This window comes from Acidaminococcus fermentans (genome assembly GCF_009696675.1).
Lineage (GTDB): Bacteria > Bacillota > Negativicutes > Acidaminococcales > Acidaminococcaceae > Acidaminococcus.
On record NZ_VULN01000010.1, the window covers coordinates 43,497 to 63,898 of the forward strand.

At 53.3% G+C, this 20,402-nt stretch carries 32 protein-coding genes; 4 read left to right on the plus strand and 28 right to left on the minus strand.

What is annotated here, in order from left to right; all coding sequences use genetic code 11:
- Nucleotides 1-31: 31 nt before the first annotated feature.
- The 25 genes from FX155_RS07795 to FX155_RS07910 all read right to left on the minus strand — a co-directional run bounded on the left by FX155_RS07795 (nt 32) and on the right by FX155_RS07910 (nt 13,426).
- The gene (locus FX155_RS07795; RefSeq protein ID WP_154488329.1) at nt 32-268 is read right to left on the minus strand and encodes a hypothetical protein; all 237 of its coding nucleotides are present in this window, start codon (nt 266-268) and stop codon (nt 32-34) included.
- Nucleotides 265-1,797 carry a hypothetical protein gene (locus FX155_RS11550; RefSeq protein WP_229778490.1) on the minus strand — a complete coding sequence of 511 codons (1,533 nt, stop codon included), beginning with the start codon at nt 1,795-1,797 and terminating at the stop codon, nt 265-267. The genes FX155_RS07795 and FX155_RS11550 overlap by 4 nt, the downstream gene beginning before the upstream one ends.
- Before the next feature lie 7 nt (nt 1,798-1,804).
- The gene (locus FX155_RS07805) at nt 1,805-3,208 is read right to left on the minus strand and encodes a hypothetical protein (RefSeq protein ID WP_154488330.1); all 1,404 of its coding nucleotides are present in this window, start codon (nt 3,206-3,208) and stop codon (nt 1,805-1,807) included.
- A gap of 8 nt (nt 3,209-3,216) precedes the next feature.
- Entirely contained in the window at nt 3,217-4,473 is a 1,257-nt protein-coding gene (locus FX155_RS07810; protein ID WP_154488331.1) for a PBSX family phage terminase large subunit, read from the minus strand.
- A 1-nt stretch (nt 4,474) separates the two neighbouring features.
- Entirely contained in the window at nt 4,475-4,930 is a 456-nt protein-coding gene (locus tag FX155_RS07815) for a hypothetical protein (RefSeq protein ID WP_154488332.1), read from the minus strand.
- 281 nt (nt 4,931-5,211) lie between these two features.
- The gene (locus FX155_RS07820) at nt 5,212-5,724 is read right to left on the minus strand and encodes a DUF722 domain-containing protein (protein ID WP_154488333.1); all 513 of its coding nucleotides are present in this window, start codon (nt 5,722-5,724) and stop codon (nt 5,212-5,214) included.
- 27 nt (nt 5,725-5,751) lie between these two features.
- Entirely contained in the window at nt 5,752-5,874 is a 123-nt protein-coding gene (locus tag FX155_RS11635) for a hypothetical protein (protein WP_267895112.1), read from the minus strand.
- Between the two features lie 233 nt (nt 5,875-6,107).
- Complete coding sequence (locus tag FX155_RS07825) at nt 6,108-6,326, minus strand: hypothetical protein (protein ID WP_154488334.1); 219 nt, start codon at nt 6,324-6,326, stop codon at nt 6,108-6,110.
- A gap of 6 nt (nt 6,327-6,332) precedes the next feature.
- Nucleotides 6,333-6,488, minus strand: a complete 156-nt coding sequence (locus tag FX155_RS07830; protein WP_154488335.1) for a hypothetical protein — start codon at nt 6,486-6,488, stop codon at nt 6,333-6,335.
- Nucleotides 6,485-6,925, minus strand: a complete 441-nt coding sequence (locus tag FX155_RS07835) for a hypothetical protein (RefSeq protein WP_154488336.1) — start codon at nt 6,923-6,925, stop codon at nt 6,485-6,487. The genes FX155_RS07830 and FX155_RS07835 overlap by 4 nt, the downstream gene beginning before the upstream one ends.
- 18 nt (nt 6,926-6,943) lie before the next feature.
- Nucleotides 6,944-7,126: a hypothetical protein gene (locus tag FX155_RS07840; protein WP_106787534.1), complete on the minus strand. Its 183-nt coding sequence runs from the start codon at nt 7,124-7,126 to the stop codon at nt 6,944-6,946.
- Nucleotides 7,104-7,301 (minus strand): hypothetical protein, encoded by a 198-nt coding sequence (locus FX155_RS07845; protein WP_106787535.1) that lies wholly within the window; start codon nt 7,299-7,301, stop codon nt 7,104-7,106. Before FX155_RS07845 ends, FX155_RS07840 begins: the two co-directional genes overlap by 23 nt.
- The gene (locus tag FX155_RS07850; protein WP_154488337.1) at nt 7,298-7,741 is read right to left on the minus strand and encodes a hypothetical protein; all 444 of its coding nucleotides are present in this window, start codon (nt 7,739-7,741) and stop codon (nt 7,298-7,300) included. The genes FX155_RS07845 and FX155_RS07850 overlap by 4 nt, the downstream gene beginning before the upstream one ends.
- Nucleotides 7,738-8,043 (minus strand): RusA family crossover junction endodeoxyribonuclease, encoded by a 306-nt coding sequence (locus FX155_RS07855; RefSeq protein WP_154488338.1) that lies wholly within the window; start codon nt 8,041-8,043, stop codon nt 7,738-7,740. The genes FX155_RS07850 and FX155_RS07855 overlap by 4 nt, the downstream gene beginning before the upstream one ends.
- Nucleotides 8,040-8,327: a hypothetical protein gene (locus FX155_RS07860; RefSeq protein WP_154488339.1), complete on the minus strand. Its 288-nt coding sequence runs from the start codon at nt 8,325-8,327 to the stop codon at nt 8,040-8,042. Before FX155_RS07860 ends, FX155_RS07855 begins: the two co-directional genes overlap by 4 nt.
- Nucleotides 8,275-8,892: a hypothetical protein gene (locus FX155_RS07865; RefSeq protein ID WP_229778491.1), complete on the minus strand. Its 618-nt coding sequence runs from the start codon at nt 8,890-8,892 to the stop codon at nt 8,275-8,277. Before FX155_RS07865 ends, FX155_RS07860 begins: the two co-directional genes overlap by 53 nt.
- Nucleotides 8,879-9,751, minus strand: coding sequence for a DnaD domain protein (locus FX155_RS07870; RefSeq protein ID WP_326831127.1), 873 nt, complete (start codon nt 9,749-9,751; stop codon nt 8,879-8,881). Before FX155_RS07870 ends, FX155_RS07865 begins: the two co-directional genes overlap by 14 nt.
- 21 nt (nt 9,752-9,772) lie before the next feature.
- Entirely contained in the window at nt 9,773-10,645 is an 873-nt protein-coding gene (locus tag FX155_RS07875; protein ID WP_154488341.1) for a recombinase RecT, read from the minus strand.
- Nucleotides 10,632-11,621, minus strand: a complete 990-nt coding sequence (locus tag FX155_RS07880; RefSeq protein ID WP_154488342.1) for a YqaJ viral recombinase family protein — start codon at nt 11,619-11,621, stop codon at nt 10,632-10,634. The genes FX155_RS07875 and FX155_RS07880 overlap by 14 nt, the downstream gene beginning before the upstream one ends.
- 79 nt (nt 11,622-11,700) lie before the next feature.
- Entirely contained in the window at nt 11,701-11,979 is a 279-nt protein-coding gene (locus tag FX155_RS07885) for a LysM peptidoglycan-binding domain-containing protein (RefSeq protein ID WP_229778493.1), read from the minus strand.
- A gap of 37 nt (nt 11,980-12,016) precedes the next feature.
- Complete coding sequence (locus FX155_RS07890; protein WP_229778494.1) at nt 12,017-12,433, minus strand: XRE family transcriptional regulator; 417 nt, start codon at nt 12,431-12,433, stop codon at nt 12,017-12,019.
- Nucleotides 12,434-12,438: 5 nt separating this feature from the next.
- Nucleotides 12,439-12,615 (minus strand): hypothetical protein, encoded by a 177-nt coding sequence (locus FX155_RS07895; RefSeq protein ID WP_014128516.1) that lies wholly within the window; start codon nt 12,613-12,615, stop codon nt 12,439-12,441.
- Nucleotides 12,596-12,919 carry a helix-turn-helix domain-containing protein gene (locus FX155_RS07900; protein WP_014128517.1) on the minus strand — a complete coding sequence of 108 codons (324 nt, stop codon included), beginning with the start codon at nt 12,917-12,919 and terminating at the stop codon, nt 12,596-12,598. The genes FX155_RS07895 and FX155_RS07900 overlap by 20 nt, the downstream gene beginning before the upstream one ends.
- Before the next feature lie 14 nt (nt 12,920-12,933).
- The gene (locus FX155_RS07905) at nt 12,934-13,188 is read right to left on the minus strand and encodes a hypothetical protein (protein ID WP_154488344.1); all 255 of its coding nucleotides are present in this window, start codon (nt 13,186-13,188) and stop codon (nt 12,934-12,936) included.
- 34 nt (nt 13,189-13,222) lie between these two features.
- On the minus strand, nt 13,223-13,426 hold the full coding sequence (locus tag FX155_RS07910) for a helix-turn-helix transcriptional regulator (protein WP_154488345.1): 204 nt from the start codon (nt 13,424-13,426) through the stop codon (nt 13,223-13,225).
- A gap of 121 nt (nt 13,427-13,547) precedes the next feature.
- On the opposite strand from FX155_RS07910, the gene FX155_RS07915 reads away from it, so the two are divergent.
- The 4 genes from FX155_RS07915 to FX155_RS07930 all read left to right on the plus strand — a co-directional run bounded on the left by FX155_RS07915 (nt 13,548) and on the right by FX155_RS07930 (nt 17,043).
- On the plus strand, nt 13,548-14,225 hold the full coding sequence (locus FX155_RS07915; protein WP_154488346.1) for a helix-turn-helix domain-containing protein: 678 nt from the start codon (nt 13,548-13,550) through the stop codon (nt 14,223-14,225).
- An 84-nt stretch (nt 14,226-14,309) separates the two neighbouring features.
- Nucleotides 14,310-14,687 (plus strand): hypothetical protein, encoded by a 378-nt coding sequence (locus FX155_RS07920; RefSeq protein ID WP_154488347.1) that lies wholly within the window; start codon nt 14,310-14,312, stop codon nt 14,685-14,687.
- 128 nt (nt 14,688-14,815) lie between these two features.
- Complete coding sequence (locus FX155_RS07925; protein ID WP_154488348.1) at nt 14,816-15,823, plus strand: Abi family protein; 1,008 nt, start codon at nt 14,816-14,818, stop codon at nt 15,821-15,823.
- A 146-nt stretch (nt 15,824-15,969) separates the two neighbouring features.
- Nucleotides 15,970-17,043, plus strand: coding sequence for a tyrosine-type recombinase/integrase (locus FX155_RS07930; RefSeq protein WP_154488349.1), 1,074 nt, complete (start codon nt 15,970-15,972; stop codon nt 17,041-17,043).
- Between the two features lie 690 nt (nt 17,044-17,733).
- Here the strand turns inward: FX155_RS07930 and FX155_RS07935 are convergent.
- The 3 genes from FX155_RS07935 to FX155_RS07945 all read right to left on the minus strand — a co-directional run bounded on the left by FX155_RS07935 (nt 17,734) and on the right by FX155_RS07945 (nt 20,391).
- Nucleotides 17,734-17,880 carry a hypothetical protein gene (locus FX155_RS07935; RefSeq protein WP_022486810.1) on the minus strand — a complete coding sequence of 49 codons (147 nt, stop codon included), beginning with the start codon at nt 17,878-17,880 and terminating at the stop codon, nt 17,734-17,736.
- A 216-nt stretch (nt 17,881-18,096) separates the two neighbouring features.
- Nucleotides 18,097-19,110, minus strand: a complete 1,014-nt coding sequence (locus FX155_RS07940) for a Gfo/Idh/MocA family protein (protein ID WP_154488350.1) — start codon at nt 19,108-19,110, stop codon at nt 18,097-18,099.
- A 21-nt stretch (nt 19,111-19,131) separates the two neighbouring features.
- On the minus strand, nt 19,132-20,391 hold the full coding sequence (locus FX155_RS07945) for a sensor histidine kinase (protein WP_154488351.1): 1,260 nt from the start codon (nt 20,389-20,391) through the stop codon (nt 19,132-19,134).
- Nucleotides 20,392-20,402: the final 11 nt, after the last annotated feature.

Sequence of the window (20,402 nt, forward strand, 5' to 3'; positions counted from 1 at the left end):
ATAAGAAAAGCCCGCTGCTGGAGCAAGGGGCTTAATAGTAATCAATATTCGAAGGAATGTTCTCGATGGTTTTAATATTTCCTGATTGTTTGCATCTGCTAATTATTTTCCCTTTATGACAATGGTTACACCATATTGCATTAAAACCCATTTTTTCCTTTTTATCAATCAAAACAAATCCTGACTCCAACTGAGTAGACCCACAAGAAGGACAATGGACATGATGACAACCTTCTTCCAATGCCATCATTTCATCTACCCATTTCATGATTTTTTCCCTCCAGTTTTTATTTTAAAGAAAAACGCTTCGAAGCGATATGCAACCTTTTCCATCTCTACTCTATGGTCTTGTACATAAACAGACCCGTACTTCTTGAACTGCATTACGTGACAATTTTCATGAATTATTGTCCTTAATAATTCTGTTTCGTTAGAAAAAGCCAACGGGAACAAATCTATTCTTCCAATATTTCTAGGGTCTGCTGAACCATAATATTTTTTTCGAACAAGCCCTCTATCTCTTTGTATTTTATAAATAATCCCATGAGTTTTCAAGTTATATTTTCGACAAAGAGCCTTTACCGACTTCATTGTCATCAAAACATCAAGTCCAGAAAAATTTTCGATATTATTTTTCTTTCGGTTTAGAAGTCGATACAGCCGGCTTTCCTTCTTTTCAAACACCGGGGAAATATTCCTTGCCTTCTCCATCCACCCGGCCCTGCCGGCTTTCCATTCCTGTTCTCCTTTCACTCCCAGGATGGCCTGGCGGATATGCAGCGGCTGCCGTTTCAACCAGGCATTGCCACGGCCTTCCACGTTGTCAGACCGCTTTTTGCCTTTCAGCTCGCTGGCGTACACCGGAGCATAGTGGCACAGGCAATGGGGATGGGCCGGGTTCACCGGAGCCTGGTCTTTTGGGAAAACTCCTGCCCCCAGACCATACAGATCCGCATGGGCGTACATGTCGCAGATGTCCTCTGCTGGGTGCCGACTGCCCAGCTTCCACCGGTAGGCCACAACGCTGTCATTCTCCCCGTAGCGAGCAATAAAAGCGTCATACCGGGCCCTGGCGGCTTCTGTTCGGGCGATCCGTTCGGCCACATACCGGCTTTTCTCCTGTATGGCGTTCTGGAGGGCCCTCTGGGCAGCCTTTTCACTGCCGTGTTCCAGTTTGTCCATGAGCTCCCGGAGGGAGGTTCTGAAGTGATTGTAGGTTGCTCTGTCATCCACCAGATCATCCGCCTGGTATTTTACCTTTCGGATGGCCCGCTGGAGGTCTTTCACCTCTTCCTGAGAAAGGTTCTCCCGGCTTCTCCGGGTCCACCTGGTCAGTTCATCCAGGTACTTGGGCAATTCCTGCTGCCGGACCACATGACCGCTTCTGTACCCATCATAGAGGGCCTGGGCGGTGTCCTTCACCGTCTTGTTCAGGTGGATCTGTTTCCGCACCGTGGTGATCACATCGTTCAGCATGGTGTTGCTGGCTCCATGGATTTTCTCCGACAGGGTCAGCCCGCTGCCGTCCCAGGGATTGGACAGGGCTTCCAGCAGGGCAGCCGCAGGCAGGTCTTTGGCCATTTCTTGCCCCAGGGCATCCTGGGCCGTGCCAACAATCACGCTGGACACATTGGCCTGCAGCCATTCCTCCACGCCGTATTCCTTGAATACCTGGCGGATGGCTTCCTCCGGGCTCTTGCCCTGTTTCATGAGAATCTCAATGCGGGCCTTCATCATCTGGCCCTGGAATCCATATCGTTTGGAAAAGGCTTTCAGCTGCCGCTGCAGTTCGTCCATGGTTCACCTACTCTTCCGGTGGTTCCTCTTCGTCCTCTGGTTCAGGCGGCTCCGGTGGTTCAGCTGGCTGTGGCGGCTCGTTATAAGCCGGCTCTGTCTCCTGCTTTTCAATGTCGGCAATGATGGCATCGAACCGGTCAGCAGGCAGCTCCGGCACATAGGCCGTCAGCACCTGTTTGGCCACTTCCACCTTGATTTTGTTGGTCAGCTGCATATCCAGCACAGCCTGGGCGTTCTTCAACTCTGTGGCCACGTCCGTGATGCCGAAGTCATTGGAGTAGGTCGCCGTGTATTCCAGGTCCAGACCCATCCATTTGGCCACCAGGGCCAGAATCTTCTTTTCCGCTGCCGCACACCGCTTGGCAAAAGCGGAAAGGCGCTGGTTCGTCCGTTCGAACTCCCACTGCCGGCTGATGCCGCTGGCCTCCTGTTTGGTCGTGGTAGAGAACGTCAGGCCGGAAATCCGGTACATCTCTTCCACCATGTTCTTGATCTGGTTCTGGATCAGCGCAGCCGGATCGCTGGGCGGGGAAATGAACCCGGGCTGGAACCGCACCGTGTCCCCGTCGTAGCAAAGGGCATTGTTGTTCCCGATGATCAGGTCAGAGGCTTCCTTGCTGGGGAATGTCAGCAGCGGGAACGTCTGGTTCCGCAGGATCTCCGTCAGCCAGGAACAGTGATTGTACAGGCTGCAGGCAATCCCGGCGATGGGGTACAGCTCCGGAGTGGGATTCAGTTCCCCGTTCTTCACGTGCTGGCTGGGGAACCACACCACCGGGACTTCTCCCAGATTGTGATCACCGGAAGAGACCATCTGCCCATTCTCATAGACTGCCCAGCGCCGGGTGTTGAAGTATACCGTCCGTTCCTTGTCGTCGCCCATGGTGCTGCTCACCGCCGTATCCCGGAACTTGATGGACAGCACCCGGCCGTTCTTGTCGATACTCACGCCTTCCACCCGGTCCGGGTCCAAGGTGTACGCATACGGGAATTTCCGCTGGGCCAATGCTTCTCCCATGGAAGCCGGCAGGTCCATGGCCTGGAAATTCTCCACAACGATGAAAACAGCCCCGTACAGCTTTGCCGACAGGGCCGCAGCCTGCATGAAGCTGTCCATGTCATTCCCGGCTCCATCCACATCTTCCAAGAACGCCTCTGCCACCGGGCTGGCCGTTCCGGTCCAGTCCCGCAGCGGCCGCCGCTTGAAGATGGGATTCACCAGGGCGTTCACGATCAGGGAAAAATGGTTCAGATAATAGGCCGTCTGCTGACGGTCCCGGTAATTCTGATCTGTTTCCCTCTTGTGGGGGATCAGGTACGCACCCCGGTAGCCGCCGTCCCCATAGTAGGAGTCCCGCATAAGCCGGTACATATTGCCGGTGGGGCTCAAATAAAAATCTCGTTCGCTCATAATCTCCCTCAATAATCAAATCTGGCCGAACGGATGGTTGTCCGTACCGGCATTACGCCGCTGCACCCATAGCGCACAGCGTCGATGGCATGGTTGTCTTTGTCCGGGTAGGCGCTGATGTATTGTCCTTGCCTATTTTGTTCGTATTCGTAACAGACAAATTCTTTATAAGTATTAGGGCACCTATTCTTATCTATAAAGATGTGAGCCCGTGATTGAAGCCATTTGATTCCATAATCAACACTGTCTGGACCTTTCATTGCTCCAATGGCATTCAGCCCCAATCCTTTAAGCTCCTTGATGGACTTGGGTTCTGCAGAATCGCACCGCACCAGCTCACCGGGCAGGATTACCTGGGAGATTTTTCGGGCTGCCTGGGGATTGGTCAGTTTTTGTTCATAGACTTCCCCCCAGATATATAAATCTTCGTGTTTAGCATCGTAATGCATGGCCACAAAGGCCAGCGGATCCACAGCGAACCCGAAGTCCAGGCCGAACAGCCGGCGGTCGAACTGCTGCAGCTGCTCGCTGCTCATGGCCAGGTCTTCCACATTTTCGAAGACCGCCCCGCCGGTCCCGGTGACTTCTCCCAGGTACTCATGACGGTAAGCCGTTTCGTTCCGCTCTTTGAGCTTTCCAGCTTCCTGGAGGAACTGCTCCCCCAGCCATTCCGGCGGCACCTGAAGATAGGTGGAGCGGTGCACCAGCCGGTCAGGATCATCCATCAGGATTTCCTCATTCACCCAGTTGCTCCGGCTCTTGGGCGGATTGTACGTGCAGAACACCCAGTACTGGGCCCCGCCACGCAGAAGGGACTGGCACAGGTTGCGGATTTCCTCCATGCCGCTGAACTGGTCCAGCTCTTCCAGCCAGACAATGCCTACATAACCGAAAGGCAGCTTGATGGATTTCACCTTCATGGGGTCGTCGCAGCCCAGGAACAGGATCTTCTGCCCGGTCCGCTTCAAAGTCATTTCCGGCGGAGTCATCTTGTACTTGAAGCGGTCCAGCACCTGGAGCTGTTCTAGGCCCCACTGGATTTGCGGGTACACGCTGTTCTTGATGGTCCCGCCTACTTTCCGCAGGACCACTGCATGGCATTCCGGGTGCTGCAGCATCAGCAGGGGGATTTCCATGCCCACGAAGGACGACTTGGTGGAGCCCCGCCCGCCGGCTAGCCAGTAATAGGTATGTCCGTGTTGCTGGGCGTCCCAGAATACTGAGTCGAAAGCCGGCCCCATACTGTCTGCCACGTTCACCTTCATCTCATTTCCCCCGTTCAAATGTGAATTCCACCTTCTCAGAAGGTTCATCCTCCTGGAGATCTTTTTCCGCCAACTTCTCTTTGATCCGCAGTTCCCGTTCCTTCAGCTTCAGTTCCTTCTCCCGCAGCTTCACCTCTGGCGTCTCCCGCATCAGGTCAAGGACCACCTGGCTCATGTGGGCACTGCCCCGCATCATAGCCAGGACCATTCCGTTGGCCATGGCTTCCCCGATGGTGATTTCTCCTGTCTCGGATTTGGCAGCCGCCTGGAAAGCTTTCCGGATGCCGGGATCTTCAATGTCACAGATCCGGATGTTCCAGGCTCCTGCCAGGATCTCTTTGATGGCCTTCCGGCGGCGTCGGGTAACTCCGCTTTTCACACCGCCTTTGGCACTGTTTTTCCTAACTTCGTCCGGACTTCGTTCGCTGTTGGGAATCAGATTCTCGTGCCCCTTCATACTACATATTCACCACCGTCCTTGGATAAATTGCAGAAAAAGAGCCTCTTTCCAGAGGCCCTCAATAAGCTATTACACCCTAAAGAAAAAAGGCGCCCTGAGCGAAGTTGGGCGCCTTTCCTCCGGTTGACTAAGAATCTCTCAGGAGGCATTGGGTGTGGGATGGTTTTGATTTCTCGCAACCACATCTATATTATAAAACAGAAAGCCTGTCTAAAGCGGCCCATTTTTGGCGTTTTCTGTCGGTTTTCTGCGCACTTTCTGCACAAAAAGCGGTCTTTTCAGGTCAGCAGGCTTCCCTGGATGTTTCCACCCTTGAACATCAGAACCAGATGGTCAATGGCTTTCCAGAACCGTCTCCGGCAGGCGCTTTCTGCGTCCGGGCTATACCCCAGCTTTACCGCCACCTGCTTCCATGTCATGCCCTTCCTCCGGATGGTGCAGATTTCCACCACATACCGCTCGCTTTCCCACAGGCCGTTCAATGATCTGTCCAGCTTCTCCTTATCCGTGATAAGTCGCTGGAGCTTATTTTCCTTCTCAGCCAGAAGCTTCAGCAACCGTTCCTTCCGCTCCAGGGCAGCCTCTTCGGAAGACGGCTTTTCGAAACCGCCTCCCCCCGGGCTTTCTCTCCACTGGGTAGTCTTGGGGGCCGGTTCTATCTGGATTTCCTCCTGCAGCATGGCTATTTCACTTTTCCGGTTCTCCACCCATACCTGCAGCTCGTCATAATGAGCCAGCAGGCACAGCACCCTTTTCTTCGTCTGATCTTCCACGTCTCGTCCCTTAACCACCCTGATGCCTCCTTCATTCCTCTTTGTCTATCCGATCCGTCCTCCCAGCAGCAGATAAAGGGCTGCCACCTCCATGATCAGGATCCACAGGGCAAACATCACCAGCCCTGTCAGCAGGATCATGGGCCCCCACTTCCACAGCCGGCTCATTTGGTTCCCCTTTTTTCCAGTTCTGTAATAATCATCTAGCTTCTCCCTTCTCATTCTGGTTTCCTGTCCCGGGTCACCGGGCAAACTGCCAGGGTCCGTACCTGCTTCCGACAGACCCGGCAGGTCAAGAATTCCCACAGCCGCCAATGCTGTACGAATTCTTTTGGTTCCACCCATCGGCAGCCCGTGCACCGCTTCACCCGGCGTTCGGTCTCTTTGTCCTTCACTTTTGTTCATTCCTCCTCATCTCGGTCTCGGGGCCACAGCAATGCAGCCCGCTTTGTTGGCTCAATCCCTGCAATCTCATTAAGATGATCAGCATACGCCTGTGCATCCATCTCTGTCCCGAATAAATCCTCTGTGACCATGGGGATTCCTCTTCTCGTGTTGCGCATCACGATGTAATTGTCATCGATGTCGGCCACCACCCAAGGATATTTAAGATTCTTCATCCTGCATCACCGCTTTCCTGTGCTGCCTGCAATGACCAGCTGATCCGTCGGGATGTGCTTTTCATGGATCCGTGCATAGCAGTCCCAGGCCGCAGCCCCTGCGCTCTTCTTCTCCGGCATGTGACCGCCGGACATCAGTTTGATTTTAACCTGTTCCGTCATTGCTCTCCCCCTTCTGTGACATCTTCCAGAATTCCTTTTTCCATCAACGATTTAATCAGTTTTGATGTGGGGCCCTCTTCCGACTCTTCAAAGAGGGTGTCATAAAAGGCCAGATTGTTGAAAACATCCGCCAGGCGATAGATTTCCCCATCTTCACGTATCCAAACCCACGTTCCACTTTCTTTGTTATACAGGACCAGTCCCATGTATCCGTTCTGATCCTTACAGATATCCCCACCATACAAAGTTTCTCCAAGGGTATCAAAACCGCTGTATTTCCCAACACTCTCAGGGGCAACTGGATGAAGTCCATGATAATAGTCATCATCTGGGTCATTGTCTAAGATGTACTTTTCACCATGGAATCCCTGGATAAGATTGCCTTCAACCCAAACACCACATTTTCTGCAAAACCCGCGATAAAGTCCTTGTTGCATATTAGTTCCTCCTTGTCCTTACCGTCTCCAGCCCCGGTGCTTTTCCTTCCGGGTCTTCTGTTTCCAATTCCAGTGCACCAGACAGCCGTGGGAGCAAAAATAATGCTCCCCGGCGTAATCCTTGGTGGTCCATGTCCATGCCCGATCTCCCGGGTCCCGGAAGGTCAGGCCGCAGCCGTCACATTTCCTGTACTTTTCCACGGTTCTTCTCCTTCTCCATCCGGTTCAGCTCCCGGGCCTTTTCAGTGGCGAACATCCGCATGTCGAACCGGTCCCGGTAGAATTCTTCCTTTCCTTCCAGCCGGTTGTACCGGAACAGCCTCCATTCCTGGAGGCCGGTCCGGCGGACTTTCCATGTTCCGCAGGTGCGGTTCATGCTGTCACCTTCTTTCTCCCGCTCTCCAGGGCTTTGGGCTCCTGCCTATCCCCGAAGTTCAGCACCGTCTGTGCGCTTTTCCCAGTCACATACAGGGCCGCTTCTTCCAGCACCCTCCGTATCTTCCGCTGTGTGCTGTCTGGCAGGCCGGTGAAGGTGTAGTCCGGCGTGCTGTATTTCTTTCCTGCCGCTGCGTCAAAGGAGATTTCCGCTTCAAGAGAAATCTTCTTCGGATCGTCTGCCTTCAGCTCCATCATAGCCAGGAAGTCTGCTTTCAGATCCTCCACTGCCTGGATGAAGTCCACATGGGGGATGATTCCCTTGGCCTGCATACCGCCAATGGTTTTGGTGGCATTGTCCAGGCTCTCTTCGTAGCTGATTTCCGGACTGGTCCGATTCCACTTGATTTTCGTAACCCGGATTTTTCTTTGTTCGCTCATGGTTTTACCTCCCAAATCCTGACTTTGAGGATATTGTCCCCATCCGGTTTCTTTAAAGGCAGCTCCAGATTTCCCCGGCACAGCCCTTTCCGCCGTTTGCTGTAGCTCGTGGGAATCCGAAAGTAGCACTCCACTTCCACCCCTACCGGGACTTTTTCCGGGAACATGCTTTCCCCGCTCTGGAGGAAAGCGCCCTGGATCATCCGCTCATAGGCCCGGGTCTTACTGTCCGTATAGGCGTGCCCCTTGAATCGGGGGCGGCCCTTGCCTCTGGGGTCGCCGAACACACAAAACTCGATCATGCGGCGCCCGTCCCTTCCGGCCGCTCTCTTTCGGCCATGAGGGCCCTTGCGGTCTCCGCCATGTCCTGGTAGAGATGCCGCTGCCGGTTGGCCTCCTGCTCAGCGTGGATCCGGCGGCGATGTTCTTCCTCGTACCGCCGGGTCATATCCTGCAGGGCTGCCTTCAGGTTGCTTACCATCCGGTCTTTACCCTTGATTGCCTTTTCCAGGGCCAGATTGGCCGCATCCAGCTTATACTGCAGCTGGACGCATTGCCGTCTGGCCTTTGTTTCCTCCGTCCGCATTTTGTCCTCCTTCCAGGCGTTTGGGTTCCTGCCCTGCGCCCAGCTTCTTGGCCAGGTTGGCCACGATCTGCCTGCCGGTCTGTCCCCGCAGCGTGTTCTTCATCCGCCGCTGAGCCTTTTCCTGTGCAGCCAGCTTCTCCCAGGTGGCAATGAACTGCCCCCGCAGGTAACCCATGGAGGCGGTTTCCGTTCCGCACAGGGTGATCCAGCCGATTTTCTTCACGGCGCTTTCTGTGAGGCAGTTCTCCCACACAGGGGCTTCATTGGCTGCCAGGGGTTCCTTGTCCTTCATGACAGGGATCCGGTAGGGACCGACGCTTCCCACAGCCCGCAGCACCTTCTCCCACTCTTCTTCCGCCATGGGTGCCCGGGTGCCGGTGGCTGCCTTGACGATCCTTGCGGCTTCGTCCCGGATTTCCGCTACCGTCGGCTGGTACCGGCTGGTCTTGATCACGTTCTTCACAGCCTGGGCCAGTACTCCCTCTGGGATGTCAGCCGTCAGCTGGGCATAGGCTTCCCCCTGCACGTCCGTGAACTTGGGATAGCAGGCCTTAATCAGAGCCATGGCCGCCGCTCTTTGCGATAGAATCAATGTCCACACCTTCCTCTTCCATCCAGGCAGCAATCTTCTCCGGATCATCGCCCTGGTCAGAGATTACACTGGCCATGCCCTGATAAAGATCCGTCGCTGTCTGGTTCTGCTGCTGTCTGGGTTTCCCCGTATCGCCCCTCCGCCAGTGCTCCAGTACACGCTCCACGTAGCGGATGCTCCTGGCGTTGTTCCTTGCCCCTTCACGGATGGCCCAGATTACCCGGTCTTTCCCGTAAGTCTCGTAGAGGTCGTGGAGATCATCCGCCTGGAAAGGCGTGATGGGGTTGATGTTGTCGCTGAACGCCTGGGCTACTTCTCCAAAATCCAGATCGTTCACCGGATTCCGGGTGCTCCTCGCGCGCGCGGCTCCTCCTCCCTTATCTACTCTACTCTTCTCTACTCTAGGAATATTCGGGGTTGATGTCGGGGTTCGTGTCGGGGATGGTGTCGGGGTTCGTGTCGGGGTTCGCGTCGGGGTTCGCGTCGGTTTAACCGACGCCATTCCCGACACGGGGTTTTCATCCCCAGCTTCCACAGTGAAAAATATCAGGGAGTAAACGGCTGCCTTTCCTCCTTTCCGCTGGGTGACTTTGATGCGCCCGGCCTGGATCAGAGAATTCCTGGCGGCATAGATTGCATCTCTCTTAAGCCCGGTATCAGCCTCGATTGCCGATAGTGGCACGGCGAAATCCACCTTCCATCCGCAAGAGTTACAGTAATGCATAAGGGAAAACCATAATATTCTCGCTGATGTCGAAAGTGTAGGATTCGTAGCCAACCACATATGGAAGGCGTTGATCTCGGAGACATAGTTGATTTGCAATCTGTTCACCCCCTTTCCTTTCAGGTTTCGTTACTGCTGCGGGACTTTGACGTCCTCGGTCTGAAGCTCCAGGGCAGGTGCCTGGATGCTGCTGTCTTTGTTCTCGATGGCTGCCACCGGTTCTTCCTGGACCTCTGCAGCCTCGGCATAATCCAGTTCGTTGGGCTGGTCGGCCATATCCGGCATGATATTACTCTTCACGGTTTCATCCGTGGCCACCGCCCGGACGAATTCGGTCTTCAGCGGTGCGTATTTCAGCAGCTTCTTGAGCACCGTTTTCTTGGCCATCTCCTCGAAGTTCGTGCCCCAGGGGCTGAAGCCCTGACCGGCAGCCTTGGAGAATTTGTTCCGGTGTTTCTCGATGTCCTCCTGGCTCATGACCACGAAGTTCCCGCCGCCATCCTTGGTATGGTAGACCGCATAGTAGGCGATGGGCGTCCCCCGGTCCGTCATGGCCGGTTTGTGGATCAGTTTCGGTTCGAACCCGTACTCGAACTCGAAGCCGTCGCCACTATAGACCACGTGAGCGGAAATATCACGGATGGACCCGGACCGGTAGGCCAGATCAATGAGCCCCTTGTACCCCAGCTGGAACTGGCATTCCAGGATGCCGTGGTTGCGGTAAGGGATTAGGTAGGCCTGGCCCAACGGGGTGTTTGGCTCTACGCCCAGCTGCGCAGCCTGCATCATGGCGCCCAGGAAGCTCTGGGGGCTGCATTCCTGCAGCTTCGGGTTAGAGCTCAGGGCCGTCAGCACCATCCGGGTGAACCGCTCCGGGGTCAGGATACTGGGCAGAGCCGCTTTGATCTGCGGCTCCATGCTCCTGATTAAATCCTTGATGCTGTGGACTTTCGTCTGTACTCCGGCCTGGCGCTTGGCCAGTCCTCCTTTAGTCGTTGCCATTGCTGTCATCCTCCTTCGGTGCTCTGAACCGTAATACCCGGGTAGGTTTCCCAATCTTGACTACCTGCTGGTAGATGTCCGGCCATTCCTTTTCCAGCTTCTTTCTGTCGATGGTTGTCCTTCCGGCCTGGGTCTTGTAGGTGATCCGGATGCCCTGCGGCGTAGTGGCCAGTTCATGATTACCCAGCAGGGCTTTCAACTTGTTGTCGGTGAACTGCAGCTTCTCTTTGTAATCGGTCAAATGCTCCATTAAGTCCTGGCGTTCGTATAGCAGGAGATCGGCATCACCAGTCAGTTCAAGTTCTTCCAGGTCGCCACCCGGATACTGTTCCTTAAGAGCATCACGGGTGCAGTCGCTGCCGTCGATACCCGGCATCACATGCTGCAGCACGTTCACATTCCAGAATTCCTCTTCCCGGAGGAAAAGTTCCTTGATGTCCTCTTCGTTGCGGGGGATTGCCTTCCAGCGGAAGTCCTGGCCACCGATCAACACGGCGATGTACCACAGCGGCAGGCCGGTGGTCATCATGTAGTGCTGACACTGCCAGTAATAGCTGTCCGGCAGCTGATCGCCGTCCCACTCTGCGGACCGGAAGGCGTTGGTGGTCTTGATTTCAAGGCCTGCGCCCTCACCCAGGACCAGGCGGTCGATGTTGGCCAGCATCCAGGGCGCTTTGTTGTTCTGCAGCGTGCCGCAACGTTCCACCTTTTTCCCGGTCACCTCGCTGAAGCGTTTAGCCACCAGGGGCTCCAGTACGGTGCCCCAGTAGACAGCATCCTTCTGACTGATGTCTTCCGGTTCTACCTGCCCCGTCTTCTCCAGCCACAGCTGGTAAGGGCTCTTCCAGGGATCGCTCCCCATGATGGTTCCGGCGTCGGATCCGCCGATACCTTTACTTCTGGCGGCCAGCCAGGCATTATGGTCTTTGCTCTGGTCCACCGTCAGGATCATTGTTGTTCCTTTGATTTTTGACATTTTCAAGCCTCCTTGATATACTGGAGAGGAAGATTCCAACTTCATCTCCTGGCTATCAGCATTGCAGTGCTGGTAGCCATTATTTTTTTACCCTGATCGTGATGATCTGACCCGGTTCCAGGGCTCCCGGGTCTTTGATGTCGTTGTCCAGGCGAACCCGGTCGATGATAGCCCGGATGTCCTCGCTGCTGTTAACCTTGCTGCAGATTTCCCAAAGGGTTTCCCCGGCCATCACCCGGCGGGATACCATCGTGTACTGGGGGTTCCGGCGCTCCTGGACGGCCTGCCCGGCGTGGCATGCCATAGTGAGTGCGCCCAGGACGATGACGGCCGCAGCGCAAATCTTGTTCAGCTCCATCTTCATTCCCTCCCTATCAGCACTTTCAGATCCATGTTCAGGGCATCGGCGATAAGCAGCCATGTCTTGATTCCAAACTCCCCATAGCCATTGATTGCCCTCTGCAGCCGCCCTCTGCCCAGCCCCAGGCGCGGATGTTGAGCTCCGGCACCGTCAGCCCCTTGTGCTTCCGGATCTTTTCCAGGTTCTTCATTCCTCTCCTGCGCTCTGCTTTCGTAACTGAGAGGACGGGGCTGCCTGCAGGCTGCAACAGGTCTTTGATTCTGATGCCCAGGGCCTTTGTAATCTTCTGGATATCCTTTTCGCCCAAGGTCTTGATCACCCCGTGTTCAAACATGATGATCCAGGATTCACAATGGCCCGTGATTTCGCCAATCTGTTTGGCGGATACTTCTGCTTTCATCCGGTAGTACTTTTCGTTCTGCCGGACGTTCTCCATCATTTCCGCATCCATTTTCATCACTCCTTTCCCATCGGCACGATCTTCCAGCCGCCCCAGACCTTGACGATCCGGTCAAAGTCGCTGTGCCAGCGGCTATACTGCCGGGCTGTCACTGCGTCCTCATAGCGGTGGAAGATGTGCCCATACCAGCACACATATCGGAGCTGGTAGGTTTCATCGTTTTTCTGGTTCAAGTAGTCCTTCCTTTCCCAGCCCATCCATGACCCCAGACGCCAGCCTGTACAGCAGGCTTTTCAGGTTCTGGATGGTGGCATCCTTTCGGGCGATTTCCCGCTCCAGCTCCCTTTCCCGGGAGCTCTTCCAACCGTTGTGGACCTTGTCCATGACGGTTTTTTCGACTTCGTCCCTGGAAAACCGGATGTGCCCCGCACTGTTGACCCGGTGCAGCACCCCATCGGCTTCCAGCTTGTAAACGGTGGATTTCCCAACGTGGAGATACGCTGCCGTTTCTTTCACATTCATCAGCGGCGATTCCATGGCGGACCTCCTTTCTACTTTTCTTCTTCCTTCCACCCCTGCACGCTGGCCTCAATGTCCAGCTCTGCCTGGGCCGCCTGTTCGGTCTGGTGCCATTCGGTATCCGGCACCACCCGGTAGCTGCCATTCACCCGCTTGTGCGGCCGGTAGATGCACTGGCCGCCAACCCATTTCACCCATACGGTGTACAGGGTTCCGTCAGCGTCCACGTAGTTCCGCCTGCCCTTTCCGGGCTCAATGGTCTTTCCGTCTGCCAATTGGATTAGCATGGTTGAGCCTCCTGTTTTCAATTTATCTAGTATACTAGATATTCTCTGCAAACAAATCAGAGACAGAACATTCTAGCGCACTCGCCAAAGCGGTCAAAGTGCTCATTTTCACATCCGTCTTGATTCCTTTTTCCAATTCATAAAGAGTCTGTCGAGACAGACCAGCTCTTTCACACAGTTCATCTTGAGTCAGCCCACGCTGTTTTCGAATCTCAAGGCCTTTATAGCGGTTTCCCATTTGTGCTCCCCCCTTTCTTGAAGCTACATCTAGTGTACTAGATATTTTAATCTTTGTCAACTGTATTTGACATATTCCAGTAAAAAATGTATAGTAGAATATACATAAGGAGGTTTTGAATATGACTATAGGAGAGTGGGTTAAGCAATATAGGAAATCTCATGGTATGTCCATGCAGGCTTTTGGTGATGTTTGCGGGTTAAGCAGAGCATACATATCAATATTAGAAAAAGGAATAAACCCGACAACAGGAAAGCCCTTCATTCCTACTATACAAACCATCAGAAAAATTGCAGATTGCACCGGAACAGACTTTGACTCTTTGTTTGCAATGATTGACGGTTCTCAAAAGGTTACTGTAAATGATGCGCCGCCCAAGGTTAACGGCCCCCAGCCCGCCCGTGGCGTCCGTATCCCCGTACTGGGCCGTGTGGTGGCGGGCATCCCCATCGAGGCCATCACCGACATCATCGACTACGAAGAGATCCCGGCCCAGATGGCCAAAAGCGGAACCTATTTCGCCTTGCAGGTCAAGGGGCGAAGTATGGAGCCGACGCTCCACGAGGGCGATGTGGTCATCGTCAGGCAGCAGCCGGAGGTGGAAAACGGAGAAATCGCCATCGTGCTGGTCAACGGCAACGATGCCACAGTGAAGGAAGTCAAAGAGGGGCCGGACGGGCTGACGTTGATTGGTCATAACGTCGGCGTGTACAGTCCCCATTTTTATACCAGGGAGCAGATACAGGACCTCCCCATCCGGATCATCGGCAAGGTGGTGGAGTTGAGAAGGAAGTTCTGAGGGAAAGAAAAATCCTCGCTGATAATGAGAAATACCACAACAGGTTCCACTTTGAGACAAAGTGGATTGAAAGGATGAACGAAGATGAGAAGTTTTAAAGTATTGGAAGTAATTGACGAATCTTCACTCCTGATAAATTTTGGATTGAAAGATGGTGCAAAAAAAGGCAATACTCTACGAATTATTGAGAAGGGTAAACCTGTAGTCATTGATGGTGTTGATTATGGCACACTGGATGCAGTGAAAGAAATTGTTGAAATAGATGTCCCTTATGAAAAATTTTCTATCTGTAGAAAAGTAATTTATAAAACTGAGAATGCCCTTAATCCATTGTCTGCATTTGAGCGCACAATGAGACTGCTGCGGCCCATGAATGTAAACGAAGATGAACTTTCACACCGTGAGTTACCGCCTGCGTCTCCTATTAAAAAAGGTGACTTGGCGATATTAACTAATGAATGATATTTGACATTCTCTAATTCCGTGTTATAATTTGGGTAGTGAAAAGCTTTCAGCAGTTTCTTGCTGGGCACTGGACCCACTACCCTTAATTGGGCAGTGGGTCCTTTTATTTTTAATGGAGACACATAATGAAGTATGATAAGCCGTTTTTAACATATCATGACCAAATTTTATTACTAAAGGAGAGAGGCTTGATAATCAAAAATGAAGCCTTTGCCATTCATGCTTTGAATACTATTTCCTATTATGATTTGATTAACCGCTATAAAATTTATTTTATGGATTCAGAAGATTGTTTCAAGCAAGGAATATCTATAGAATACCTGTACCTTTTCTCCTTATTTGACCACAAGGTTCAGGCTTTTATTTTAAAATATAGCGGAATGATTGAAACACTATTTAAAACACGTTTCGCTTATGTACTATCTGAAAAATACGGGGTCGACAAAAATAATTATTTGAATCCATCTCATTATGAACCAAGGTTAAGTTCTAATGGCGTGACCTTTAAAGAGACCTTGGATATAATCAATAATTCACTTGATCCATATCACATTAAAAACCCTAGCAAATACTACTCTCGTTATCATAATCATATACCTGCCTGGATTCTTTTTAAAAATATTTCTTTGGGGAATTCTATAAATCTTTTTCGCTTGTTGAACTCCCCAGTCAAAAGACAAGTTGTTGATGCACTTATCCCATATTCTAATTTACAATATGATCAAAAATCCAACTACATCACTTTATCTCTCAACGCTATTCGTGAGTTCAGAAATTGTGTTGCTCATAACCTAAATTTCACAAGCCTACGAATCACTGGAAAATACAAAATCCCTTCTGAAATCTTATGGGATTTAATGAAAAGCCCGTTGGTTCAAAGAGAAAAGAAAAAAGTAACGAAATCGGATAAAGATGCTTTTCAAGGAATATATGGTGTAATGCTTGCTATTCTCAGTTTTCTGGATAATGCTTATTTGCGTTCTCTATTTATTCAAGAATTTCTGGTGATCATTTCATCAGATCGTAATGAAGAAATGTTTAATGGATATGCGCAAATTACTAAAATGCCAACTGATATAAAATCTCGGTTTTCAAAATATTACCAACACCTGCAAAAAGGGGCTCCATTATGAATCTTTTTCAACTCAAACATTAAATAAAAATCCCCGCTGGTACCGCAAATACCAGCAGGGAAAACGCAAACCACCCTCTCAAAGGGGCTTACTGTAATATTGTACCACAGGAGCCCCTGCCCTATCCATAGAAGGAGGTATGACCTATGGATTACCATTTCAGCTACCGTGAAAAGAACGGCTCTGTTTGTTTGATTTTGTCCTACAAAGTCGGCAGCCGCTGGCGGCAGAAGACTCGGCAGGGCTTCAAAACACAAAGAGAAGCCAGGCAGCACCAGGATGAGCTGCTGGAGGCCGCTCAGAAAGAGATTGGCGTTACGCTCGATAAAACCCTAAAGGCCATCACATTGCGCCAGTTCTGGGCCATTTTCAAGCGTGATATGCAAGGACGGCTGACCTATGGCTCTATCCTGGCTTATGAGGACAGAGTCAAACGGCTGACAAACATATTGGACCTGCCCATCAAGGACATCACACCGCCGGTGCTGATGAATGAAATCAATGGCCTGCCCTTTGCCGCCAAAACGAAGAACCTCTCCCTGGCAGCTGTTGGCCGTGTACTCCGCCATGCCATGACATACAAGATCATCAAGACGAACCCGGCTTTCGATGTCCCCCAGGTCCAGGACAGGAGAGAACAAACAGTCAGGGCCTTCAACCGGGAGGAAGTGGCCCAGATCCTGGATCACTACCAGAAGCATGGACGGGATCCACTCTATTACCTCGTGGTGCTGATTGCCAGCCGGACGGGTATGAGAATCGGAGAGATCCGGGGGCTGACGTGGGACTGTGTCAACTTTGCGGCCGGAACGTTCAAAATCTGCAAGCAGTGGGCCAGGACCAGCCGCACATCTTACGGGCTGACCCCCTGCAAGACGAAGAACAGCAACCGGACAATACCAGTGCCAAAGAACGTGCTGACAGCGCTCCGCAAATGGAAGGACTCCCAGCCGTTCCGGATTGACGGTATGGTATTCCCTCCCGAGCGGCTGCGCACCATCCAGGTCTACATCAATTCCTACATCCATAAGCATTACCCTGGCCGTTCCCTCCATGCTTTCCGGCATACCTACGCCACACTGATGCTCCATGAAACCGGTGACATCAACCTGGTGGCCAACCTGCTGGGCGATACCATCCAGACCGTCAGTACCACGTACGCCAACAACACAAAAGACATCCAGTTGGCTGCGGCAAAAGCGGTCAACGATATTTTTTGAAATTATTTTTGCCGTCTATCTGCCGTCAACAAGAAAAACCCCGCAAGAATGCGGGGTTTTATACCTTATTGTTAGATTCTTATATTTTAGCATTGGTTGGGGAAATGGTCAAGGAGCGGGGGATAGTGGTTAAGTGGCTGGGTGCACCAACCGTAGGAGCGGCAGGCCCGGCCGCCCGCCAGATGTACGAGTCTCTGACCCCAACGATGTAGGGGTTCGCCGCAGGCAAACCCGTCCCGACCGCCCAGAGGGCAAAACTTCTATACCCATATACCCGCGAAGGCCCTCCCAGCTCCCGAAAAATCGATGTATACCCGCACAGAATACCAGCAAAGCCGAAGGCCAAGTCCGCCCTGCAGGGGCGGGGGACCGGGCTTGCCCGGTGGTGGGGGCATGAGGTTCTGAAAGGACCGAATACCTTGACGGTGGTATGGAAACTATCTACCTAGGAGACAGCAATGGATACTGCATTCATCATATTTCTACTTCTGCCAGACACTCCCTTGTTTTCGGCCGGTCCTGCAAAATATCGGCTGTCGCCGATGCCCCCACCACCGTGCTCCGCACGGTCCCCCGCCCCTCACAGGGCGGACTTTGGGACCATCCTTATCACCAGTTCAGTGCTGCTGCCAACTGTCCTATGGGGCTGCTGCTGGGACCGTAATTGGCAATTCTGCACTGAATGGGTATCTAGGTGAGGGACGAATACCGGCTTTTCAGAACTTCTCTCACCGCATTCCGGTACTCTTTCCGGGTTTTCAGCGGCATAACGCACAAATCTCCTGCCAGGGCCTGCTCCAGGTCTGCGTTCTTCAGGCCACTGATCACCTTGACCATCGCCCGACCGCCTCTATAACTCCAGCGGCGTCCCTGCTTCTTTACACTAAGGGACAGTGGTTAAACGGACCTTTCGATAAGGCTCCGCAGGACCGCCCGCCATACAAAGGGTGAAAAGGTGCAGGCCGGGAAGGGGGGGCCTTTGGCCTGCCCCTACAACGTTGGAGTCGGGCACTCGTTCATCAACTTTCGGAAATTTCCTATCCACAGGGACGGTCAAATCGTATGACCAGCTGCTCTTTCCAGCACTTTACTGGCGGCGAGAGTCATCTGTAAAAATTTCTCTGCCTCTTCTTTCTTCTTCCCGTCCACGATCCGGGTGAAATCCTCGAACTCTTCCACCATCCGGTTTTCCCGTTCCGGCGGGGTCCAGGTTTTTGTGTTCTGGGCTTTTTTCACAGCGGCGGTGCTGAACTGGTCCTGGTCCGGGCCCTGAATCAGGGTCCACTCCAGTTTTTCCGGGTGGATGGGCTTCCCTTCCACTTTCAGCCAGCCTTTTTCTCCCTGGACCAGGAACCCGGAGGGGCTGTCAGAATCTTTGGCGGCGGAGAGGGATGCCTGGAACCCGGGGTATCCCAGGAGCAGCACTCCGGAGGTATCCACGCCGTTCCACCCCCGGTTGGGGGCATACAGGACCTTTTCCGGCAGGCCCCAGAGCCCGGCGGTCCAGGCGATGTTGTACACGTTCAGGTCATACAGGGCCCCTCCTGCCAGTGCCGGGTCGAAGGCAGGGAGCACTTCCCCCTTACGATACCGGTCATACCGGCTGGAATACTGGGAATAGTTTCCCTGGACCAGCCGGATGGGCCCCAGGGCCGGTACCAGCTCCCGGATCTTCCGGAACAGGGCCCCGTGCCACAGGGGCATGGCTTCCAGGAGAAAAAGCCCTTTTCCCCGGGCCAGGTCCGCCAGTTCCCGGGTCTGGGCCCACCGGGTGCAGAAGGGCTTTTCCAGGATTACGTTCTTTCCGGCCAGCAGGGCCTCCCGGGCATAAGCAAAATGGACCGGGTTCACCAGAGCGATGTACGCCGTATCCACATCCGCTTCCCGGAAAAGAGCCCGGCAGTCCGTATATACCCGGGGAATCCCATAGTCCCGGGCCAGGGTTTCTCCCCGCTGCCGGCTGTGCTGCCGGCACCAGAGGGCTTCCACACTTATGCCGACTGCCGCATTCATGGCGGCCAGGGCCACAGGAGCAATGGCGCCGGTGCCCAGCATGGCCACCTTCATGAAAAAGACCTCCCTTTTTTCTTAAAAGGTCACCCCGAAGGTAATGACCCCATCCTTGTATTCCACCTGGATCTTCCCGCCCAGGAGCCGGGTGGCCTCTTCTGCCATGGAAAGCCCGATGCCGTAGCCGGCCTTTTTGCTGTTGTGGCTTTCGTCTCCCCGGTAGAACCGTTCAAAAAAGTGGGAATAATCCACTCCGACCCCGTTTTTGTAGTCGTTGGACACCTGGGCCCGGAACCCCTGTTTCCCGTGGGTTTCCAGCCGGGCCCGGATGGTTCCCCCGTCGTCACAGTATTTGGCCGCATTGTCCAGGAGGATGGTGAAGATTTCATAAAGATACTTGGGGTCGGTTTCCGCCAGGAGGTCCGGCTGGATCTCCGTCACCAGCTTTTTCTTCTCCCCTTCCACCACCGGAGCAAAGGACTGGACCACTTCCGCAAATGTGTGGCTGATGTCCATGGTTTCCTTTTTCAGTTCCCGCTCATTCTTTTCTCCCATTTTGGCCAGCATGATCAGTTCGTTGATCAGCCGGGTCACCCGCTTCACCTGGAACAGGATGTTGTCCGTCCACTGGCTTTTGCCGCTGATCAGTTCCAGAGCTTCCGCGTTGGCGGAAATAATGGCAATGGGGGTCTTCAGTTCATGGCCGGCGTTGGTAATGAACCGTTTCTGGCTGGCCACGTTTTCCACAAAGGGCCGGATGGCGTAATTGCTCAGGAACATGAGCACCAGCATGTACAGCAGCACACAGACCAAGCCGAACCGGAGGGAATAGCGCATAAAGGCATCCACGGCCCCCACATCCCGGGTGCAGTCCATGACCACCACCAGTTTGCCTCCGTCATTCCGGGGGGTTACGCTGTAGCAGTAGCTGGCCCGTTTGTTCTTGAACAGTCCCTGGCTCTGGGTGCTGTCCGCCAGGGAACGGGCAATTTCCAGGGCCTGGAGTTCGTTGAAGGCGGAGATGTTGGACAGATTCAGCCGGCGGATTTCTCCGCTTTCATCCATAATAACGCTGAAATACCGGGTCTGATGGGCAAATTCCGGGGTTTCATTGTACCATTCCGGATCACTGAGCCAGCTTTCGGTGCTGGTACCCGGCTGATGGGAGGGCATGATTCCATCGTTCTGGACAATGGCCGTCAGGAGGGTGTTCACTTCCGACCGCATTTTCATATAGGTAATGCCGTTGATCAGTCCCAGGGCCCCGGCCAGGATCAGTACCACGGCAGCAAAGGCCAGGATCAGGAATTTCCGGCGCAGACGATGGATCATATCCATGATAAATTCTC

Excerpts from the sequence above, each read along its gene's own strand:
- FX155_RS07795 (WP_154488329.1), bottom strand. The coding sequence starts at position 268 with ATGAAATGGGTAGATGAAATGATGGCATTGGAAGAAGGTTGTCATCAT.
- FX155_RS11550 (WP_229778490.1), bottom strand. The coding sequence starts at position 1,797 with ATGGACGAACTGCAGCGGCAGCTGAAAGCCTTTTCCAAACGATATGGA.
- FX155_RS07805 (WP_154488330.1), bottom strand. The coding sequence starts at position 3,208 with ATGAGCGAACGAGATTTTTATTTGAGCCCCACCGGCAATATGTACCGG.
- FX155_RS07810 (WP_154488331.1), bottom strand. The coding sequence starts at position 4,473 with ATGAAGGTGAACGTGGCAGACAGTATGGGGCCGGCTTTCGACTCAGTA.
- FX155_RS07815 (WP_154488332.1), bottom strand. The coding sequence starts at position 4,930 with ATGAAGGGGCACGAGAATCTGATTCCCAACAGCGAACGAAGTCCGGAC.
- FX155_RS11635 (WP_267895112.1), bottom strand. The coding sequence starts at position 5,874 with ATGAGCCGGCTGTGGAAGTGGGGGCCCATGATCCTGCTGACAGGGCTG.
- FX155_RS07825 (WP_154488334.1), bottom strand. The coding sequence starts at position 6,326 with ATGAAGAATCTTAAATATCCTTGGGTGGTGGCCGACATCGATGACAAT.
- FX155_RS07830 (WP_154488335.1), bottom strand. The coding sequence starts at position 6,488 with ATGACGGAACAGGTTAAAATCAAACTGATGTCCGGCGGTCACATGCCG.
- FX155_RS07835 (WP_154488336.1), bottom strand. The coding sequence starts at position 6,925 with ATGCAACAAGGACTTTATCGCGGGTTTTGCAGAAAATGTGGTGTTTGG.
- FX155_RS07845 (WP_106787535.1), bottom strand. The coding sequence starts at position 7,301 with ATGAACCGCACCTGCGGAACATGGAAAGTCCGCCGGACCGGCCTCCAG.
- FX155_RS07850 (WP_154488337.1), bottom strand. The coding sequence starts at position 7,741 with ATGAGCGAACAAAGAAAAATCCGGGTTACGAAAATCAAGTGGAATCGG.
- FX155_RS07855 (WP_154488338.1), bottom strand. The coding sequence starts at position 8,043 with ATGATCGAGTTTTGTGTGTTCGGCGACCCCAGAGGCAAGGGCCGCCCC.
- FX155_RS07860 (WP_154488339.1), bottom strand. The coding sequence starts at position 8,327 with ATGCGGACGGAGGAAACAAAGGCCAGACGGCAATGCGTCCAGCTGCAG.
- FX155_RS07865 (WP_229778491.1), bottom strand. The coding sequence starts at position 8,892 with ATGGCTCTGATTAAGGCCTGCTATCCCAAGTTCACGGACGTGCAGGGG.
- FX155_RS07875 (WP_154488341.1), bottom strand. The coding sequence starts at position 10,645 with ATGGCAACGACTAAAGGAGGACTGGCCAAGCGCCAGGCCGGAGTACAG.
- FX155_RS07880 (WP_154488342.1), bottom strand. The coding sequence starts at position 11,621 with ATGTCAAAAATCAAAGGAACAACAATGATCCTGACGGTGGACCAGAGC.
- FX155_RS07885 (WP_229778493.1), bottom strand. The coding sequence starts at position 11,979 with ATGGAGCTGAACAAGATTTGCGCTGCGGCCGTCATCGTCCTGGGCGCA.
- FX155_RS07890 (WP_229778494.1), bottom strand. The coding sequence starts at position 12,433 with ATGGATGCGGAAATGATGGAGAACGTCCGGCAGAACGAAAAGTACTAC.
- FX155_RS07900 (WP_014128517.1), bottom strand. The coding sequence starts at position 12,919 with ATGGAATCGCCGCTGATGAATGTGAAAGAAACGGCAGCGTATCTCCAC.
- FX155_RS07905 (WP_154488344.1), bottom strand. The coding sequence starts at position 13,188 with ATGCTAATCCAATTGGCAGACGGAAAGACCATTGAGCCCGGAAAGGGC.
- FX155_RS07910 (WP_154488345.1), bottom strand. The coding sequence starts at position 13,426 with ATGGGAAACCGCTATAAAGGCCTTGAGATTCGAAAACAGCGTGGGCTG.
- FX155_RS07915 (WP_154488346.1), top strand. The coding sequence starts at position 13,548 with ATGACTATAGGAGAGTGGGTTAAGCAATATAGGAAATCTCATGGTATG.
- FX155_RS07920 (WP_154488347.1), top strand. The coding sequence starts at position 14,310 with ATGAGAAGTTTTAAAGTATTGGAAGTAATTGACGAATCTTCACTCCTG.
- FX155_RS07925 (WP_154488348.1), top strand. The coding sequence starts at position 14,816 with ATGAAGTATGATAAGCCGTTTTTAACATATCATGACCAAATTTTATTA.
- FX155_RS07930 (WP_154488349.1), top strand. The coding sequence starts at position 15,970 with ATGGATTACCATTTCAGCTACCGTGAAAAGAACGGCTCTGTTTGTTTG.
- FX155_RS07935 (WP_022486810.1), bottom strand. The coding sequence starts at position 17,880 with ATGGTCAAGGTGATCAGTGGCCTGAAGAACGCAGACCTGGAGCAGGCC.
- FX155_RS07940 (WP_154488350.1), bottom strand. The coding sequence starts at position 19,110 with ATGAAGGTGGCCATGCTGGGCACCGGCGCCATTGCTCCTGTGGCCCTG.
- FX155_RS07945 (WP_154488351.1), bottom strand. The coding sequence starts at position 20,391 with ATGGATATGATCCATCGTCTGCGCCGGAAATTCCTGATCCTGGCCTTT.